Genomic DNA, 17,595 nt, shown 5'->3' on the forward strand with positions numbered 1-17,595 from the left:
GGCTTTTAACAATTATCCCCATTCTACACATTCCGCCGTATTAGAGCAGAGCCTTTGCAGCTTCTCGAACCCATTCATGTCGATCACAATCACAAAATAGACAATAAAAAAATTTATAGGTTGATCTGCAATCTCAATATCAACACTCTTGTGTGAAACCGGTTACCTATCTATGAGAGTTGTCCTCATGTCTAAGAATTATGCGGCAGTATCAAGATCGATAGTGGATGCAGTTGGGGGAGCGAGTAACGTCGCGGCGGTGACTCATTGCATGACGCGTTTACGCTTTGTGCTCAACGACGACACCCTTGTTGATGCCGCCAGGCTGAAGGCAATTGGCGGCGTACTGGGCGTGGTAAGAAGCGAAAATCAGTGCCAGGTGATCATTGGCAACACCGTTTCACAGGCCTATGCCGAGGTGTTGAAACTGTTGCCCGAAGGGTCGGTAGTCCAGCCACCGGCGCCGGAAAAGAACAAGATCACTCTCAAACGTATCGGTGCGGGGATCCTGGACGCGCTGATTGGCACCATGTCACCGTTGATACCGGCCATTATCGGCGGCTCGATGGTGAAACTGCTCGCCATGATCCTCGATATGACCGGCGTGTTCGGTAAAGGCTCCTCGACGCTGATTATCCTCAACGTCATTGGCGACGGGGCGTTCTTCTTCCTGCCGGTGATGGTTGCCGCTTCCGCAGCGGTGAAATTCAAAACCAATATGTCGCTGGCGATCGCCATCGCCGGGGTACTGGTTCATCCCGCATTTATCGATCTGATGGCGAAAGCCGCTCAGGGCCAACAGGTTGAATTTATGGGCATACCGGTCACGGCGGTAAAATACACCTACACGGTGATCCCGGCGTTGTTCATGACCTGGTTGCTCTCCTACATTGAAAGATGGGTCGATCGCATCACGCCAGCCGTGACGAAAAACTTCCTCAAACCGATGCTGATCGTGCTGATCTCTGCGCCAATCGCCATCCTATTGATTGGCCCACTGGGCATCTGGATTGGTAGCGGCATTTCCGCGCTGGTGTACACCATTCACAGCTATCTGGGGTGGTTATCCGTAGCGATTATGGGCGGGCTATGGCCGCTGCTGGTGATGACCGGGATGCACCGCGTATTTACGCCAACCATCATTCAAACCATCGCGGAAACCGGCAAAGAAGGCATGGTGATGCCCTCTGAAATTGGTGCCAACCTCTCGCTGGGCGGTTCATCGTTGGCGGTAGCCTGGCGGACCAAAAACCCGGAGCTGCGTCAGACGGCGCTGGCCGCTGCGGCATCGGCGATTGTGGCCGGGATTTCCGAACCCGCGCTCTACGGGGTGGCAATACGCTTGAAGCGCCCGCTTATCGCCGCGCTGATCAGTGGTTTTGTCTGCGGCGGCGTGGCCGGAATTGCCGGGTTGGCGAGCCACTCGATGGCCTCTCCGGGTCTATTTACCAGCGTGCAGTTCTTTGATCCGGCCAACCCAATGACCATTGTCTGGGTGTTTGGCGTGATGATTTTGGCGGTGGTGCTTTCCTTTATCCTCACGCTGTTGCTGGGCTTTGAAGATATCCCGGTGACTGAAGAGGCGGAAAGCGAAAAAGCCAAATCGGCGCCCGCGTTATCCGTATAACCTGTTGTAAAAATGCATATTTGAGAAGAGGTATCTTATGCCAGCATCTGTTTTCCCCGCAGACTTTTTATGGGGTGGTGCACTAGCGGCTAACCAGGCCGAAGGCGCTTATCTTGAGGGCGGCAAAGGGCTGACCACGGTGGATATGATCCCTCATGGCAAAGATCGGCTGGCGGTAAAGCTGGGTCAGGAAAAACGCTTTGAGCTGCGTGAAGACGAGTTCTACCCTAGCCATGTCGGCATAGATTTTTATCATCGCTATAAAGATGACATTGCCCTGATGGCAGAGATGGGATTCAGCGTATTCCGTACTTCGATCGCCTGGAGCCGCATTTTCCCTAACGGGGATGAAAGGGTGCCGAACGCTGAAGGGATCGCTTTCTACCGTGACGTGTTTACCGAATGCAAAAAGCACGGCATCGAACCGCTGGTCACGCTATGCCACTTTGATGTGCCGATGCATCTGGTGCGGGAATACGGTTCTTGGCGCAATCGGAAAATGGTGGAGTTCTTCACCCACTATGCTCGTACCTGTTTTGAGGCCTTTGACGGGCTAGTGAAATACTGGCTGACGTTTAATGAAATCAATATCCTGCTGCATAGCCCGTTCTCCGGTGCGGGGCTGGTGTTCGAGCCAGGCGATAATCAGGAGCAGGTGAAATATCAGGCTGCGCATCATGAACTGTTGGCCAGCGCGTTAGCGACCAAAATCGCCCATGAGATTAACCCGCACAATCAGGTTGGCTGCATGCTGGCTGGGGGCAATTTCTACCCGTGGTCCTGTAAACCCGAAGACGTTTGGGCTGCGTTAGAGAAAGACCGCGAGAACCTGTTCTTCATCGACGTTCAGGCTCGAGGCGCTTACCCGTCATACACCAAGCGCCTGTTTAAGGAAAAGGGTATCACTATAACAATGGAGCCAGGCGACAGTGAGATCCTGAAAAACAGCGTCGACTTTGTCTCCTTTAGCTATTACGCCTCCCGCTGCGCCTCGGCTGATATGAACGAGCATAACAGCAGTGCGGCCAATATCGTCAAATCGCTGAAAAACCCGCATATCCAAGCCAGTGAGTGGGGCTGGGGTATCGATCCGTTGGGCCTGCGTATTACTATGAACATGATGTATGATCGTTACCAGAAGCCGCTGTTCCTGGTGGAGAACGGACTGGGAGCGAAGGACGAAATCAACCCGCAGGGCGAGATCGACGACGAATACCGCATCAGCTATTTGCGTGAGCATATCAAAGCCATGGCGGACGCTATCGAGGATGGTATTCCGGTGATGGGTTATACCTCCTGGGGCTGCATCGATTTGGTTTCTGCTTCTACCGGGGAAATGAGTAAGCGCTATGGTTTTGTCTATGTGGACCGCGATGATCAGAGCAATGGCACCTTGGCCAGAACCAGAAAGAAATCCTTTTACTGGTATAAGAAGGTGATTGCCAGCAATGGGGCGGATTTGAGTTAGCAAAATGGGCACCGAAGTGCCCATTTAGACATCAACTTTATGGGCGCTGCATGCAGCGCCCTTTGTAATCAAAACTCATACCTTCTTCTCAGTCATCTCAAAGCGAGGTGAAACCAACCCATACAACGTCCAGCCGAAGAAGGTAGCAATAGCGCCCCACATCATCGCCTCTTCACCGGAACTATAAAGCGCATAGAAGCTATACAGCGCCCCAATCACGGCAATCACGTTGGCAATACGCGCCTTGTTCTCCGGTACTTTGGCCACTTTCTGGATAATAATCAGTGCGGCCATCGACAGAATGTACGGAATAATATTGGTCACTACGGCCAGGTTAACCAGCACGTTAAACTGCTTATTCAGCGACGGGCTGATGGTCATCAGCGACATCACGCTCTGAATAATCACGATGGTCAGCATGCCTTTCACTGGCGCATCAGATTTACTGACTTTAGAGAAAATTTTCGGGAAGAAGCCGCTGTCGGCAGAGGATTTGAATACCTGCGCGATAGTGAACTGCCAGCCCAGTAGCGAACCCACGCAGGACATGATCATCAATGCCATGATGATTTTACCGACCGTTGGGTTGAACATATGTGAGAACGCCAGGCCAAACGGAGCGGTGGAGTTAGCCAGTTCCATATTCGGCACGATACCGGCGATCACGTTGGTGGAAACAATGTAGATCACTGCGGCACCCAATGTGCCCCCGAGTACGGCGATAGGCACGTTACGTTCCGGGTTTTCTACCACGTCGGTATTGGCGCAGGCAGATTCAAGACCCAGGAAGGCCCACAGAGTCATCGAGATAGAAGACCCGATGGCTTCAAAGGTAGGCACTGCATGCGGGTTCCAGGCGGCTAGATAAGCGGTACCGCTGAACCAATACCAACCAATAATCGAGATGCCGACCACCGGGATAATCACCCCCCAGACGGTGATCCCGCTGATCTGCCCGGTGATGCGTGCGCCACCAAAGTTGGCAACCGTAGCCAGCCACAGCACGGCGATAGTGGCTATACAGATGCCCAATGGTGTCAGGGCAACGCCGAACAGTTCGGTGCCATAACCCACGGCAGAAATGGCGATGGCGATATTGGCGATCAGCAGCGAAACGCCGTACGTGTAGTTGGCCATAAAGTTGCCGGATTTACCGAAGGCATACTCGGCATAGCCGCCCATCCCGCCGGATTTACGGCTGAACATGCCGCATTTGGCAAACGCATAGGCCAGGGCCATCGAGCCTACGGCGGTCACCAGCCAGGAAACGATAGAAATCGTCCCCACTTCGGCCAGCTTGGTTGGCAGCATAATTATGCCGGATCCCATCATATTGACCGCTGTCAGGATCGTTAATTGCACAACCCCCATCTTATTATTTGATTTGCTCATGATCATTCTCGCTCTTATATTTCTCGAATTTTTTCCAGCCATATCCATTCCGCTTGAAATTCGAGGAATATCTCTGTATGTCTGGCGGCAAGAATATGCCGCCTCCCTGGAGTTATTTATGCTTTCATGACATAACCGTAAGCCCGGTTCCAGCCATCTTCATCCTGCTGGATATAAACGCCTTGTAATTCTGGAGCAAATCCGGGTAATAAATTAATCCCTTCTTCCAACGCCAGGAAATAGCGTTGAGCAGATCCCCCCCAGATTTCCCCTGGGACTACGCACAGCACGCCCGGTGGGTAAGGCAACGCACCTTCGGCGGCAATGCGGCCTTCGGCTTTAGCGAGAGTAACCAGCTCCACCTTGCCACGTACGAATTCGGTATTGGCGGTTTGTGGATCCATGGCGACGCGTGGGAAATGGCTTTTACGGAACATTTCCTTCTGCAATTCTTTCACATTGTAGCTGACGTACAGATCGTGCATCTCTTGGCACAGCTGGCGCAGGGTGTAGTTCCGGTAACGTTTTTCGTTGTTCTTGTACACGGTTGGCAGGACTTCGCTCAGCAAGGAGTCTTGTTCGACGTGTTTTTCGAAGCGGGCAATCAGCGCCACCAGATGCTGCATTTTGGCGATATCTTCCGCCGGGGTGAGCAGGAACAGGATAGAGTTCAGGTCACATTTCTCCGGCACAATACCGTTTTCACGCAGGTAGTTAGCCAGAATGGTCGCCGGGATACCAAAGCTGCTGTATTCGCCGCTGGCGGTATCGATGCCCGGCGTGGTCAACAGCAGCTTGCAGGGATCCACAAAGTATTGTGATTCCTCATAACCCTCGAAGGCATGCCATTTTTCGCCAGGGATAAAGTTGAAGAAGCGCAGATCGTTGGCCATGGCTTCGGTGCTGTAGGACTGCCAAGGTTTACCGTCGATTTGCTCTGGGACAAAAGGTTTGATCATGGTGCAGGTGTCCAACAGCATTTTGCGTGACTCAATGCCGATGCGCACACACTCTTTCCAAAGGCGTTGGCCGCTCTTGCCTTCATGCATTTTAGCGTTCACATCCAGTGCGGCAAACAGCGGGTAGAACGGGCTGGTGGACGCGTGCAGCATAAAGGCGTTATTGAAACGCTTATGGTTGCAGTAACGATCTTGCCCTTTGATGTGCTTGTCTTTTTTATGGATCTGCGAGGTCTGTGAGAAACCGGCCTGCTGTTTATGTACCGACTGGGTAACGATGATCCCCGGATCGTTTTCGTTCAGTTCCAGCAGCAGCGGCGAGCAGTCTTTCATCATTGGGATGAACTGCTCATAGCCGACCCATGCAGAGTCAAACAGGATGTAATCACACAGGTGCCCAATCTTGTCTACTACCTGGCGAGCGTTATAGATCGTGCCGTCGTAAGTCCCCAGTTGGATAATCGCCAGGCGGAATGGCCGCGCGTCGTTGGCGCGTTCCGGTGCGGTCTCGCGGATTTGCTGGCGCAGATAGCCTTCTTCAAAGCAGTGAGCATCGATGCCGCCGATAAAGCCGAACGGGTTACGTGCCGTTTCCAGATATACCGGCGTTGCCCCGGCCTGGATCAGCGCGCCATGGTGGTTGGACTTATGGTTGTTACGGTCGAACAGGACCAGATCGCCACGGCTCAGCAGGGCGTTGGTTACCACTTTATTGGAAGCCGAAGTCCCGTTCAGCACGAAATAGGTTTTATCGGCGTTGAACACCTTGGCGGCGTGTTTTTGTGCATCGCAAGGCGCGCCTTCGTGGATCAGCAGATCGCCCAGCTTAACGTCGGCGTTGCACATATCGGAGCGGAACAGCGTTTCACCATAGAAATCAAAGAACTGGCGGCCTGCGGGGTGCTTGCGGAAGAACTCACCGCCCTGATGTCCTGGGCAGGCGAAGGTAGCGTTACCCATCTCTACATATTGGGTCAGGGTATTAAAGAACGGTGGTAGCAGCTCGCTTTCATATTTTACCGCTGCGGCTTCCAGTTGCTTGCCGTAGAACTGAGTGTTCTTGCCACAGAGTTCAAATACGCCGTTCAGCGCCGGTAATACGGCGTTATCCAGTTCTTCTTCACAGCAGACGGCGACAAAGATCGGAATGTGTAAACCGGTTTCTTCCAACTGTGCCACCAGGCCTTGCTGTACGTCTTCCACGGAAAGCACGATGGCGGCTACGTCATTAAAGTCGCTGTGGTGCACATCGCTAATTTCACGTGTGGTTTCAAAGCAAGAGAGAGTTTTTGGGTTCGCTGCAATTTTTAGTTTGTTCATTTTTGTCATTCTTCAGGCGAAAATATCCCGCCGGCAAATAAGGTCTTTGCCAGAAAATATTTTCGTTAAAATAAAGGTATGCGTGAGCGTAATCATGTTCATAAAACATAATTAGGTTACGAGTTTATTTTGACGAAATTTTTTGGGTTCTTAAACGAGGTTGCAATGATGCCGGATCCACTCTGTTTTTAAGCAAAACAAAGCGATACCATCGCCATCAGGCGCAGGGAATGATCGTTGGCATAGGTCTGGCTGCAAGACGTAATAAGAACGCAGAGGAGGGAGTTTATCTGAAGTTAAAAAAGGCAAAGCTAAAGCAGCTGCGGTGAGCCATCATCATAATATGTGTAGTTCGTCGGATGTGAGCCATCTTTCTGTTGTTGTTTTCCATTTTCCATTTACCTATGGGTTTCGGACTTGGCGCTATTTTATCCCCTAAATACGGAAATAAAGTGATGCAGATCACGTTAATCATGCGATTTATACTTAACTATTCATTTTCTATGCACCGGAGTGAATAGCTATGAAATCTACCGTGAGGGTATATGTGAAGTAATTGCTACAAATGGAACCAACGGACTGGATAAATTTGGTTTAGGCTAACCAAGCTCCTGTAAATCACCCTCAATAAAAGCGGGTAATAGCAGAAATAAAGCTAGGATGTTTTTTATTTGTTATTACTGTAGTCAGGCTTATCTTGCATAAAGATGCATGAATTGCTAATTAATATGCTAGTTTTATGTTGAGCATAATTTGTCGCTAATTGTGACTGTCTTCAAATCTGCAGGTAAGATGGCGGAGGTGATAAGGAGAACTTACGTTGGATCAGATCGAAGATCGGCTGCACATTATCCGTTTTCTCAGTAAGCAGCATGTGCTCACGCTTTGTGCCGGTGATGGCACGGCGATGTGGTGCGCCAACTGCTTTTACGTATTCGATGCCGAGCGCATGGCGCTATGGCTGATGACCGAACCGCACACTCGCCATGGCGAACTGATGCAACGCAACAACCGGATTGTGGGCACTATTGCGCCGCAGCCCAAGACCGTTGCGCTGATCAAAGGGGTACAATACGCGGGGGAAATCACGCTGTTGGCCGGGGACGAGGCCGAACTGGCCCGAACGCGTTACTGCAAACGCTTCCCGGTGGCCAAGGTGATGAAAGCGCCTATTTGGCAGATCGCGTTGCAGGAAGTGAAGATGACCGATAACACCCTGGGCTTTGGCAAAAAGCTGCACTGGGCACGTTGATAATCGAGCTGAATATTAAGGACCGATGGCATGAAAAACACCGAGATAGCTGCTTTATCGTTATTGGCGGCATTGGTTTCCCCGGCGATGGCGCAAGACAGCGGAGTTTCCTTTAGCCATAAGAACTGGGAATTGGCCTGTGACAACACCAATACCTGTCGTGCGGCGGGCTACGCTAATGAAGATGAGCCAAACGCTTCGAACGGTTCGGTGCTGATCACGCGCATTGCTGGCCCTGGCACTGTCCCAACGGGGGAAGTGACCTTGGCGGACTACGAAGAGGGTGATTCAGCCGCGGTGGCAAAGCTGACGCTGTGGATCAACGGCAAGGCGGTTGGTGCGCTCAAACCGACCAAGGAGGGAAACTGGAACCTGTCAGCAAGCCAGACTCTGGCATTGATCGGCGCAATCAAAGGCAGCGGTACGGTTGAATTTAAAGGCGGCCCCGCACCTTTCGTGCTGTCAGGCGATGGGGCTTCGGCCACCTTATTGAAGATGGATGATGTGCAGGGGCGTATCGGCACGCCTGGTGCTTTGACTAAAAAAGGCGACAAGCCGGAAAGCAGCGTGCCAGCAGCCATTCCTGCCCCGGTGATCCAGGCAGTGAAGGTGCCCAAGGCGGAAGAGCGCCCGCTTACGGCACCCGAGATCGCCGCGCTGACACCTAAACTGCTGGCGACGCTGCAACCGGATGATTGCGACCGCATGCAGTCCCCAGAGGATAACGATGGCGCAAGCGAGGATGGCATCACGCTGACCCCGCTCGGTAATGGGCATGCCCTGATCACCGCCGTGTGTTGGCGGGCGGCCTATAACGAAGGTTACGGTTATTGGGTGATCGACAGCGCCCTGAAGCAGGCCCCGGTATTGGTGACCAATTCCGGCTCTGGCTATGATGAAGGGATAATCTCAATGGGGCAAAAGGGGCGTGGATTGGGTGATTGCTGGGCCACTGCCAGTTGGGTATGGGATGGCACGGCGTTCCGTCAAAGCAACGAGGCCACCACCGGCCTGTGCCGTTTAATCCATGCGGGCGGAACCTGGGATTTACCGACGTACGTCGCCGAGGTGAAAGCGGCGCAGTAAAAAGAACTAGAGAGTCTCCACGGGCGGTTCTGTGCCTTGGGCAAACAGAGGGTGAGGAGGAAAACATATGGCACGGGTACTGATCACAGGCGCCAGCGGGCTGGTGGGAAGTGAACTGCTGCGTCTGTTGTTGGCAGATAGGCAGGTCACTTCGGTCATTGCTCCCACGCGTAAGGCGTTGCCACCACACGCCAAATTGCACAATCCGGTCGGGGGCGATCTGCACGAGTTGTTGACGCAACTGGCACAGCCGGTGGATGAGGTATTCTGCTGCCTGGGCACCACGCGCAGTCAGGCCGGGAGCGCGGAGGCATTCCGCCATGTCGACTATCAGTTGGTGGTTGAAACGGCCCTTACCGGGCAGCGCCTCGGCGCGCAGCATTGCCTGGTGGTGAGCGCAATTGGGGCCAACTCGAAATCCTTATTTCTGTACAACCGCACCAAAGGGCAGATGGAGCAGGCGCTGCGTGAGCAGAACTGGCCGCGCCTGACGTTGGTACGTCCTTCAATGTTGTTCGGTTCCCGTGCTGAACCGCGTTTGCTGGAACGGCTCAGTCAACCGTTGTTCGGCCTGCTGCCTGGCAAATGGAAGGGCGTTGCTGCCAAAGATGTGGCGCAAACGCTGCTGACACAGGCCTTCAGCCCTGGCAGCGGCGTCAAGATTTTAGAATCCGACCAGTTGCACTGCTCGCACCGTTTATAGCTCAACGCACAGATTATCGAATGCCAGCTCCATGCCTGGCGGCAGTTCGTTGGTCATCAACCACAAATCGAGGTGATGGCTGATGTGCGTCAGCAGCGTACGCCGCGGCTGCAAGCGTTGCTGGATCTCCTGCGCGCGGGGCAGATCGTTGTGATTACGCGGTGTCTGTGGCTGCGGCGGCAGGCTGCAATCCAACACCAGTAAATCGAGAGTGACCTGTTGCAGGTAGCGTGTGGTTTCTGGCGGCAGGCCGACGGTGTCGGTCAGATAGGCCAGGGCTTTGCCTGCGGCCTGGATCAGATAGCCGTGGGTGAGTTTGGAATGGATCAACGGTAACGGCGTGATGTGCAGCCCGCCTAGTTTAACCGTTTCAAAGGGGGGCAACGGGGGTTGGAACGCCAGAATACCGGGGTGTTTGAACAGGTCGTCACAGCCTTGCTCATCGGCTGGGCCGTAGACCGGGATCGCATTTCCGCACCCCCAGCGCAAAGGAAATAACCCCTGAACGTGATCCATGTGGTAATGTGTCAGTAAAAAACGTTGAATTTCCCCCGCCGCAAAACGCCTTTCCAATGAGCTCAATCCCGCATCCAGTAACGTTGTTTCCCCTTGAAATGTGATCATCGCGCTGCACGCTCGCCGCCGAAATGCTGGTTCACGCCGCGCCCGTTGGCACACTAGGCATTCGCAGCCAAAGGCGGGCACCTGCTGAGCGCCGCCGGTACCAAGAAAGGTCAGTTGCATGTGGGTTTCCTCTTTTCTTACTGCATTGCAGGCTGCCCGGTGGTTAAGGCCAGCAGTGCGTCGAGGGTATGTCCGAGATCGCCGTTGTTATCCAGCAGGTGGCAGCCAACCGGCAGAGTCTGCTGATAGTCGGCCGCCCGCGCCAGCCGTTGCTCGATCTGTATCGCGTTCTCCCGCCCGCGTTGTTCCAACCTTTGGCGCAGCACCGTCGGGGAAACCTGCAGACAGACCGGCAACAGTTGAGCGCCATAGCGTTGCAGCGCCTGTGGCAAATGAGCGCGGGATCCGTTGACCACCACGTCGATCCCTTGCAATAGCCACAGATCGACCTCAATACCAAAGGCGTATCGGTGCTCATGCGCCTGCCAGTCCAGGGCGAATAACCCCTTGGCACGGCGGCGCAGAAACTCCTGTTCGCTCAGGGCGATATGGTTCTCGCAGCCAGCATTGGCCGGGCGGGTGATGTAACGGTGCGCCACCAGCGGCCCGGCACCGGTGGCTGCCCGCAGCCGCTCGAGCAGGCTGTCCTTGCCTGCCCCAGACGGGCCCATCAGATAGATGAGATAAGCCATCAGAACACCTGTTTGCCCTGACGCCAGACGTTTTGCACGTAGATATGCTCGCCGTGCGGCCTGGCCAATACCAGATCTGCGCGCAGCCCCTCAGCGATCAGGCCACGATCCTGCAAACCCAACGCTCGTGCCGGGTTGCGGGTGATCAACTGTACCGCCTGCGGCAGGCTGAAAGCGTTGCGATCGTCGTTTGCCAGACGAAACGCCGCATCCAACAGGCTGGCGGGGTAATAATCGGAAGAGAGGATATCGAGCACGCCAAGGGCCGCCAGATGATGAGCCGCCACGTTGCCGGAGTGTGAACCCCCGCGCACGATATTCGGTGCGCCCATCAGCACCTGCAAACCTTGCTGATGTGAGGCCCGGGCTGCCGCTTCGGTGGTCGGGAATTCGGCAATCACGCTGCCCAGCGCACTGGATTCGCTGACGTGATCGGCGGTGGCATCGTCGTGGCTGGCCAGGGCGATATTACGCGCCCGGCAGTGAGCGGCGATCGCCTCGCGGTTCGGTGTGGCCCAGCGTTCGGACAGGCTCATCTGCTCTATCTCGAACTCGCTCATCTGCTGGTCATTGAGGTGATATTTGCCCTGGTAGTATTCACGATATTTCTCCCGAGAGGCGAACTGGCGCTGGCCCGGCGAATGGTCCATCAGCGACACCAAAGACACGCCCGGTTTATCCATCAACTGTTCGAACAGCGGCAGGGTACTGCTATGGGGTAACTCGCAGCGCAGGTGCAACCGGTGTTCGGCCCGGTTCACTCCGGCTCGCTGGCTGTAGATCACCGCGTCGATCATTTTTTGCAGGTTTTCCAGCCGATGCCCGCCGTCGCGCACGTCACCGATCGCCACCGCATCCAGCACCGTGGTGATGCCGTTGGCGACCATCAGCGCGTCGTGGCTGCTCATGGCCGAATGCGCTGGCCAGTCCACGTTGGGGCGCGGGGTGAAAAACTTGTCCAGATTGTCGGTATGCAGCTCGATCAACCCGGGTAGCAACCAGCCGCCTTCGCCATCCAGCGCCTGCGGTAACTGGCTTGGGGTATCGGCAAAGCTGCGGATCACGCCGTCGGTCATTTCCAGTGAACCTGCAACGATCTGGTGTTCCAGCACCAGCTTGACGTTATTGATAATCATGGCGTCTCCAGAACCTGTGGGGCCTGCATGGTATGTAAACGGTCTGCCACCTGCTGACGGGTGCCTGCGTCGTGGAAAATACCGACGATGGCAGCGCCACGCTGTTTGGCCTGTTCGATCAGGTTCACCACCGCCGCGCTATTGCGGCTGTCGAGGGAGGCGGTCGGCTCGTCCAGCAGCAGAATGGGGTAATCCTTGATAAAGCCACGGGCGATATTCACCCGCTGTTGCTCACCACCGGAAAAGGTCGAAGGGGCCAACTGCCATAGGCGCTGCGGCACGTTGAGCTGGTTAAGTAGGGCTTCGGCACGTTCACGGCATTCGCTACGCTCAACGCCGGATCCCAGCAACGGCTGCATCACCACTTCCAGCGCGCTGATGCGGGGTATCACCCGTAGAAACTGGCTGACCCAGCCGATGGTGTGGCGGCGCACCGCCAGGATCTGACGAGCCTCGGCCTGAACCAGCTCCAGCCAGTCGTTTTGGTGATGGATCCAGATCTTGCCGCTGTCTGGCAGATAGTTGGCATACAGCGAGCGCAGCAGGGTGGATTTCCCACTGCCGGAGTGGCCATGCAGCACCACGCATTCGCCGCTGCTGACGGTCAGGTTGGCATCCTGCAACACCGGCAGGCGGGTGCCGTGCTGTTGGTGCAGGACAAAGGTTTTACTCAGGTGTTCAACCCGGATTTTAATTGTCATTATCTCACCTACGTTACGACAGAACCGAAGAGACCAGCAGTTGGGTGTATGGATGGTGCGGGTCGTCCAGCACCCGATCGGTCAGACCGCTTTCCACCACTTCACCTTCCTTCATCACCAGCAAACGGTGGGCCAGCAGGCGTGCAACCCCCAGATCGTGAGTGACGATCACCGCCGCCAGCTGCATTTCCACCACCAGATTGCGCAGCAGATCCAGCAGGCGCGCCTGCACGGAAACGTCCAGCCCGCCGGTCGGCTCATCCATAAACACCAGCTTGGGATGGGTTACCAGATTGCGGGCGATCTGTAAGCGCTGCTGCATACCGCCGGAGAAGGTGGTGGGCAGGTCATCCAGACGAGAAACCGGGATCTCCACGTCTTCCAGCCATTGTTTAGCCTGCTGGCGAATATCGCCGTAATGACGCTGGCCGATAGCCATCAGGCGCTCACCGATGTTGCCACCGGCAGACACCTGTGGCCGCAGACCGTCGAGCGGATGCTGATGGACCACGCCCCAGTCGGTGCGCAGCAGGCGGCGGCGATCGCTTTCTGCCATGGCGTACAGATCCTGCTGTTGCCCCGGTTGTGGGCGGTAAAGGATCTGCCCCTGTTGTGGGGCCAGCCGGGCGGAGATCGACTTGAGCAACGTGGTTTTACCCGAGCCGGATTCGCCGACGATGCCCAGTACTTCACCAGGATAGATATCGAATGACACGTTGCTGAAACCCTTGCCCGGCGCGTAAAGGTGGGTGAGGTTGTCGACCGTCAGCAACGGCGTGGCACTCAATGGAGCGGAAGTCATCAGTGCGGTACCTCTTGGTTGAGTTGTTGCTGGCAGAAATCGGTGTCTGAGCAGACGAACATCCGGTTGCCCTGGTCGTCGAGCACCACCTCATCCAGATAGCTGTGGCGCGAGCCGCACAGGGCGCAAGGTTCTTCCCACTGCTGTACGCTGAACGGATGGTCGTCAAAGTCCAGGCTTTCCACCTTGGTAAACGGCGGCAGGGCGTAGATGCGTTTTTCACGCCCGGCGCCGAACAGTTGCAACGCGGGCATCATGTGCATCTTCGGATTATCGAATTTAGGGATCGGTGATGGGTCCATCACATAGCGATCGTTAACCTTCACCGGATAGGCATAGGTGGTGGCGATATGGCCGTAGCGGGCGATATCTTCATACAGCTTCACCTGCATCACGCCGTACTCTTCCAGCGCGTGCATCTTGCGCGTTTCGGTCTCGCGCGGTTCGATAAAGCGCAGCGGCTCCGGGATGGGCACCTGATAAATCAGGATTTGATCCGCCTGTAAGGGTGTTTCCGGAATACGGTGGCGGGTCTGGATCAGCGTGGCTTCTGGCGTACGCTCAGTGGTAGCAACACCGGCTACGCGCTGGAAGAAGCGGCGGATGGAGACCGCGTTGGTGGTGTCGTCTGCGCCCTGATCGATGACCTTCAGCACGTCGGCACGGCCAATGATGCTGGCAGTGATCTGAATGCCGCCGGTGCCCCAGCCATAAGGCATCGGCATCTCACGGCCACCAAACGGCACCTGATAGCCGGGGATCGCCACCGCTTTGAGCAGGGCGCGGCGGATCATACGCTTGGTTTGTTCATCCAGATAACCGAGGTTATAGCCGGTCAATACTTCACTCATGGCGGGTCTCCTGAAGGGCGGCAAATTCCTGCTGCAGGCGTTTGAGCAGCTCCAGTTCGGCCTGGAAATCGACGTAGTGCGGCAGCTTGAGATGGGAGACGAAACCGGCGGCCTCCACGTTATCGGCGTGCGCCAGCACAAACTCTTCGTCCTGTGCCGGGCCTGCCACGTCCTCGCCGTACTCGGTGGTTTGCAGGGCGCGATCCACCAGCGCCATCGCCATGGCTTTACGTTCCGAGCGGCCAAATACCAGCCCATAGCCACGGGTAAAGTGCGGTGGCCGGTCCTGCGGGTCGACAAAGCCGTTCACCATCTCGCACTCAGTCAGCAGGATCTCGCCGATATCGACGGCGAAACCCAACTCTTCCGGCACGATCTCCACGGTAACGTAACCGCTGCGGATCTCTCCGGCGAACGGATGGTTACGGCCATACCCGCGTTGGGTGGAATAGCTTAATGCCAGCAGAAAGCCCTCATCTCCACGCACTAGCTGCTGTAAGCGCGCCGAGCGGGAGCAGGGGTAAACCGGCGGGTTACGGGTAATATCGTCCGGAGTGCTGCCGTCATCCTCTTCTGCCAGCGCCAGCCGTTGCTGGTTGAGAAGGTCGAACACGTGGGCGCAGTTCTCTGGTAGTGGCTCATCGGCCTGTGGTGCCGGAGGTGTTTCACCGTTGGCCAACAGCGCAAAATCCAGCAGGCGGTGGGTATAGTCGTAGGTCGGGCCAAGCACCTGGCCACCGGGCAAGTCTTTGTAAACCGCTGAGATGCGCCGCTCCAACCGCATGTTCTCGCTAGCTAGCGGTTCGCTGACGGCCAGGCGCGGCAGAGTAGTGCGATAGGCACGCAGCAGGAAAATAGCCTCTACCAGGTCGCCACTGGCCTGTTTTATCGCTAACGCGGCCAGTTGGCGATCGTAAATACCGCCCTCCGTCATCACCCGGTCAACCGCCAAGCCAAGCTGTTCACCGATTTGCTCCGCGCTAAGTGCTGGGACAGCTTCGTCACCCCGGCGCAGATTTTCCTGTAGTTGATGGGCAGCCTCGATGGCCTTTTCGCCCCCTTTCACCGCAACGTACATAAGCACTCCTCCACGCGGGTGGTTCTTGGCAGCGCCATCAGACGCTCACCGCAGGTCAAGATAATGTCCAGACCTAGCGGGAAGCGCTGAGGCCGTTCGAGTAGATAAGCCCGTAGGGCAGCTGGCAACGGCGGGGCAATTTCCCGTTTTTTTTCAATACCGGGGCCGGAAAGGCGCAGTGTGTGGCTGCCTGCCAATGCGGTAACCTGTACCACCAGCGTGGCACCGAACTCCGGTGAGACTTCATTGCCGTGGGGTAATGCGCTCAGCTCGGCAGGCCGTAATTGGTCATCCCATACCGCCAGATGGATATCTTCCTGCCGGGTCGCCAGCGGAGCACCGGTATGAAAACGAATGTTAGTTAGCACTTGCTCACTTTTAAGGTCGGCACAGAGCTGGAGCGGGGTTTCCTGATCTGCCAGCGTCAGTATCACGGCAGTGCTGGCGGCATTCAGCGCACCCCATGCCGGGCAATTTGGCAGTTCAACAATCACGCCAGGCTCACTCAACGCCTTTAAAATCAAACGGAAAGCAGACTGGGATTGCTCAATCGGCTGGTCAAAACCGGCTAATAACGTCATGGCTTAATCCCCTCGCACCAGCGTAAAGAAGTCTACCCGGCTGGCTGCTACGGCACGGGCGCGCAGTTGGCGCTGCTCCTGCTGCAGTGCGGCCAGGGGCTCAATCAGCTGAAGCTGTAGCAATTCATGGTTGGCGGGTTGTTGTAGCAGGGCGTCGATCAGCGCACAGAGTTCGGCATGTTCCTTGTCACGCCCGGTTATGTAGCTGTAGCCCTGGCCACCGTTTTCCAACTGCACCACGGCACGGGTGACGGTCATGTCGCCCAGTACAAAGCGGCGGCCGGTCGCTCCCATCCGCCCTAGCAGCTGTGTCAGGCCAATCTCAGGGGCGCGCAGGCGCTGGTAGCTTGGGTTGAGGTTCAGCGCCTGCCAGTGGCTGCGCAACTGGGCGGGTTGGCTATGCGCCAGGACCGACATCCAGCGTTGTCTCTGCTGTAAGGATTGCATTCAGTGCTCCATCGTCAGTTCGATCATGTCGGCGCGCGCCAGGCTGACGGAGTATTCCGCCACCAAATCGCTGCCGATACAGGTATTTAGGGTGCGCACGCATAGCAAAGGGGCATGGGTTGCTATCTCCAGCAGGCGGCTCTCTTTGGCCTGGGCACGCCGTGCGCTGATGCGGGTCTGGCGGCGGGTCAGCGGCTGGTGGATCTGTTGTTGGATAAACTCATGCAGCGAGCCGCTGTGGAACTGTTGCAGTGCGGGCCACCAGTCCAGATCGGGCAGATAGTGGTCGATCACGCTGAGGGGAACGCCGTTCACTCGGCGCAGGGTGCGTAAGTGGATAATCGTTTCCCCCTCTTCGCGGTTGAGCGCGCTGGCGATATGCCCATTACACGGGCGTAAAACAGCGAGTAAGCGCTCACTGGTGGGGTGACTGCCCTGCTCGAACAGGTTCTGGCTGAAGCGGGTGTTGGCGTGCAGCGGATAGTTATACGGGTGTAGCAATACCAGAATGCCGATGCCGTGGCGGCGCTGCAGCCAACCGCGCTCTACCAGCTCGTCTACGGCGCGGCGCAGCGTGTGGCGATTGACCTCAAAACGTTCGGCAAGCTGTTGTTCTGAAGGTAGATAATCTCCGCAACGGTATTGGCTGCACAGTTCCTGCTCCAGTTGGGCGGCAATCTGTTGATATCGGGTAGGGTAACTGGTCGGATGTCTAGATAAGTGCGTCATAGCCAATACCTCGGCACTTCGGTTGGGGGAGAAAGCGAAAAAGCGGCGATAGCATTCATGATCGGCACTCGGTAACAAAGTTGGGCTAATGTTGCCGGGGGCAGATGACAATCAGGTGACGCGCAGGTGGCGAACTGATGAACAATT

The 17,595-nt window shown here is 55.9% G+C and carries 18 protein-coding genes; 5 read left to right on the forward strand and 13 right to left on the reverse strand.

The window, feature by feature from the left end; all coding sequences use genetic code 11:
• Positions 1 to 187 precede the first annotated feature (187 nt).
• Together ascF and KGP17_RS02445 are read left to right on the forward strand one after the other, a co-directional pair.
• Positions 188 to 1,627, forward strand: coding sequence for a PTS cellobiose/arbutin/salicin transporter subunit IIBC (gene ascF / locus KGP17_RS02440; protein ID WP_037376527.1), 1,440 nt, complete (start codon positions 188 to 190; stop codon positions 1,625 to 1,627).
• 37 nt (positions 1,628 to 1,664) lie between these two features.
• Positions 1,665 to 3,095, forward strand: coding sequence for a 6-phospho-beta-glucosidase (locus KGP17_RS02445; RefSeq protein WP_223498786.1), 1,431 nt, complete (start codon positions 1,665 to 1,667; stop codon positions 3,093 to 3,095).
• A 75-nt stretch (positions 3,096 to 3,170) separates the two neighbouring features.
• On the opposite strand, the gene potE is transcribed toward KGP17_RS02445, so the two are convergent.
• The 3 genes from potE to speFL all read right to left on the reverse strand — a co-directional run bounded on the left by potE (position 3,171) and on the right by speFL (position 7,157).
• A complete protein-coding gene (gene potE / locus KGP17_RS02450; RefSeq protein WP_021807501.1) occupies positions 3,171 to 4,487 on the reverse strand; it encodes a putrescine-ornithine antiporter in 1,317 nt (438 codons plus the stop codon).
• A 116-nt stretch (positions 4,488 to 4,603) separates the two neighbouring features.
• Positions 4,604 to 6,766, reverse strand: coding sequence for an ornithine decarboxylase SpeF (gene speF / locus KGP17_RS02455; RefSeq protein ID WP_223498787.1), 2,163 nt, complete (start codon positions 6,764 to 6,766; stop codon positions 4,604 to 4,606).
• Positions 6,767 to 7,052: 286 nt separating this feature from the next.
• Positions 7,053 to 7,157: a leader peptide SpeFL gene (speFL, locus tag KGP17_RS02460; RefSeq protein ID WP_112363015.1), complete on the reverse strand. Its 105-nt coding sequence runs from the start codon at positions 7,155 to 7,157 to the stop codon at positions 7,053 to 7,055.
• A 429-nt stretch (positions 7,158 to 7,586) separates the two neighbouring features.
• Between speFL and KGP17_RS02465 the strand changes: the two genes are divergently transcribed.
• From KGP17_RS02465 to KGP17_RS02475, 3 genes are all read left to right on the forward strand, one after another.
• Positions 7,587 to 8,018 carry a YhbP family protein gene (locus KGP17_RS02465; RefSeq protein WP_021807499.1) on the forward strand — a complete coding sequence of 144 codons (432 nt, stop codon included), beginning with the start codon at positions 7,587 to 7,589 and terminating at the stop codon, positions 8,016 to 8,018.
• A gap of 30 nt (positions 8,019 to 8,048) precedes the next feature.
• Positions 8,049 to 9,104, forward strand: a complete 1,056-nt coding sequence (locus KGP17_RS02470; RefSeq protein ID WP_209523773.1) for a DUF1176 domain-containing protein — start codon at positions 8,049 to 8,051, stop codon at positions 9,102 to 9,104.
• Between the two features lie 67 nt (positions 9,105 to 9,171).
• Positions 9,172 to 9,807, forward strand: a complete 636-nt coding sequence (locus tag KGP17_RS02475) for an NAD(P)H-binding protein (protein WP_223498788.1) — start codon at positions 9,172 to 9,174, stop codon at positions 9,805 to 9,807.
• On the opposite strand, the gene phnP is transcribed toward KGP17_RS02475, so the two are convergent.
• The 10 genes from phnP to phnF are packed head-to-tail and all read right to left on the reverse strand — an operon-like array spanning position 9,802 to position 17,448.
• Positions 9,802 to 10,551: a phosphonate metabolism protein PhnP gene (gene phnP / locus KGP17_RS02480; protein WP_059199557.1), complete on the reverse strand. Its 750-nt coding sequence runs from the start codon at positions 10,549 to 10,551 to the stop codon at positions 9,802 to 9,804. The two genes, KGP17_RS02475 and phnP, sit on opposite strands and share 6 nt — an antisense overlap.
• Positions 10,552 to 10,568: 17 nt before the next feature.
• Positions 10,569 to 11,123, reverse strand: a complete 555-nt coding sequence (phnN, locus tag KGP17_RS02485; RefSeq protein ID WP_218519937.1) for a ribose 1,5-bisphosphokinase — start codon at positions 11,121 to 11,123, stop codon at positions 10,569 to 10,571.
• Positions 11,123 to 12,259, reverse strand: a complete 1,137-nt coding sequence (phnM, locus tag KGP17_RS02490; RefSeq protein ID WP_021807494.1) for an alpha-D-ribose 1-methylphosphonate 5-triphosphate diphosphatase — start codon at positions 12,257 to 12,259, stop codon at positions 11,123 to 11,125. The genes phnN and phnM overlap by 1 nt, the downstream gene beginning before the upstream one ends.
• Complete coding sequence (gene phnL, locus KGP17_RS02495) at positions 12,256 to 12,960, reverse strand: phosphonate C-P lyase system protein PhnL (RefSeq protein WP_218519935.1); 705 nt, start codon at positions 12,958 to 12,960, stop codon at positions 12,256 to 12,258. Before phnL ends, phnM begins: the two co-directional genes overlap by 4 nt.
• A gap of 13 nt (positions 12,961 to 12,973) precedes the next feature.
• Positions 12,974 to 13,762 carry a phosphonate C-P lyase system protein PhnK gene (gene phnK / locus KGP17_RS02500; protein WP_024483394.1) on the reverse strand — a complete coding sequence of 263 codons (789 nt, stop codon included), beginning with the start codon at positions 13,760 to 13,762 and terminating at the stop codon, positions 12,974 to 12,976.
• Positions 13,762 to 14,613, reverse strand: a complete 852-nt coding sequence (locus KGP17_RS02505) for an alpha-D-ribose 1-methylphosphonate 5-phosphate C-P-lyase PhnJ (protein ID WP_021807491.1) — start codon at positions 14,611 to 14,613, stop codon at positions 13,762 to 13,764. Before KGP17_RS02505 ends, phnK begins: the two co-directional genes overlap by 1 nt.
• On the reverse strand, positions 14,606 to 15,691 hold the full coding sequence (locus KGP17_RS02510) for a carbon-phosphorus lyase complex subunit PhnI (RefSeq protein WP_021179082.1): 1,086 nt from the start codon (positions 15,689 to 15,691) through the stop codon (positions 14,606 to 14,608). Before KGP17_RS02510 ends, KGP17_RS02505 begins: the two co-directional genes overlap by 8 nt.
• Positions 15,676 to 16,272 (reverse strand): phosphonate C-P lyase system protein PhnH, encoded by a 597-nt coding sequence (gene phnH / locus KGP17_RS02515; RefSeq protein ID WP_223498789.1) that lies wholly within the window; start codon positions 16,270 to 16,272, stop codon positions 15,676 to 15,678. Before phnH ends, KGP17_RS02510 begins: the two co-directional genes overlap by 16 nt.
• A 3-nt stretch (positions 16,273 to 16,275) precedes the next feature.
• Positions 16,276 to 16,719 carry a phosphonate C-P lyase system protein PhnG gene (gene phnG, locus KGP17_RS02520; RefSeq protein ID WP_179248704.1) on the reverse strand — a complete coding sequence of 148 codons (444 nt, stop codon included), beginning with the start codon at positions 16,717 to 16,719 and terminating at the stop codon, positions 16,276 to 16,278.
• Entirely contained in the window at positions 16,720 to 17,448 is a 729-nt protein-coding gene (gene phnF, locus KGP17_RS02525) for a phosphonate metabolism transcriptional regulator PhnF (RefSeq protein ID WP_223498790.1), read from the reverse strand.
• Positions 17,449 to 17,595: the final 147 nt, after the last annotated feature.

The sequence above is a fragment of the Serratia sp. JSRIV001 genome, from assembly GCF_019968745.1.
In the GTDB taxonomy this organism is placed as follows: Bacteria; Pseudomonadota; Gammaproteobacteria; order Enterobacterales; family Enterobacteriaceae; genus Chania; species Chania fonticola_B.

What these genes read in the sequence shown, in the direction of transcription:
- ascF (WP_037376527.1), top strand. Translation starts at nt 188, where the DNA reads ATGTCTAAGAATTATGCGGCAGTATCAAGATCGATAGTGGATGCAGTT.
- KGP17_RS02445 (WP_223498786.1), top strand. Translation starts at nt 1,665, where the DNA reads ATGCCAGCATCTGTTTTCCCCGCAGACTTTTTATGGGGTGGTGCACTA.
- potE (WP_021807501.1), bottom strand. Translation starts at nt 4,487, where the DNA reads ATGAGCAAATCAAATAATAAGATGGGGGTTGTGCAATTAACGATCCTG.
- speF (WP_223498787.1), bottom strand. Translation starts at nt 6,766, where the DNA reads ATGAACAAACTAAAAATTGCAGCGAACCCAAAAACTCTCTCTTGCTTT.
- speFL (WP_112363015.1), bottom strand. Translation starts at nt 7,157, where the DNA reads ATGGAAAACAACAACAGAAAGATGGCTCACATCCGACGAACTACACAT.
- KGP17_RS02470 (WP_209523773.1), top strand. Translation starts at nt 8,049, where the DNA reads ATGAAAAACACCGAGATAGCTGCTTTATCGTTATTGGCGGCATTGGTT.
- KGP17_RS02475 (WP_223498788.1), top strand. Translation starts at nt 9,172, where the DNA reads ATGGCACGGGTACTGATCACAGGCGCCAGCGGGCTGGTGGGAAGTGAA.
- phnP (WP_059199557.1), bottom strand. Translation starts at nt 10,551, where the DNA reads ATGCAACTGACCTTTCTTGGTACCGGCGGCGCTCAGCAGGTGCCCGCC.
- phnN (WP_218519937.1), bottom strand. Translation starts at nt 11,123, where the DNA reads ATGGCTTATCTCATCTATCTGATGGGCCCGTCTGGGGCAGGCAAGGAC.
- phnM (WP_021807494.1), bottom strand. Translation starts at nt 12,259, where the DNA reads ATGATTATCAATAACGTCAAGCTGGTGCTGGAACACCAGATCGTTGCA.
- phnL (WP_218519935.1), bottom strand. Translation starts at nt 12,960, where the DNA reads ATGACAATTAAAATCCGGGTTGAACACCTGAGTAAAACCTTTGTCCTG.
- phnK (WP_024483394.1), bottom strand. Translation starts at nt 13,762, where the DNA reads ATGACTTCCGCTCCATTGAGTGCCACGCCGTTGCTGACGGTCGACAAC.
- KGP17_RS02505 (WP_021807491.1), bottom strand. Translation starts at nt 14,613, where the DNA reads ATGAGTGAAGTATTGACCGGCTATAACCTCGGTTATCTGGATGAACAA.
- KGP17_RS02510 (WP_021179082.1), bottom strand. Translation starts at nt 15,691, where the DNA reads ATGTACGTTGCGGTGAAAGGGGGCGAAAAGGCCATCGAGGCTGCCCAT.
- phnH (WP_223498789.1), bottom strand. Translation starts at nt 16,272, where the DNA reads ATGACGTTATTAGCCGGTTTTGACCAGCCGATTGAGCAATCCCAGTCT.
- phnG (WP_179248704.1), bottom strand. Translation starts at nt 16,719, where the DNA reads ATGCAATCCTTACAGCAGAGACAACGCTGGATGTCGGTCCTGGCGCAT.
- phnF (WP_223498790.1), bottom strand. Translation starts at nt 17,448, where the DNA reads ATGACGCACTTATCTAGACATCCGACCAGTTACCCTACCCGATATCAA.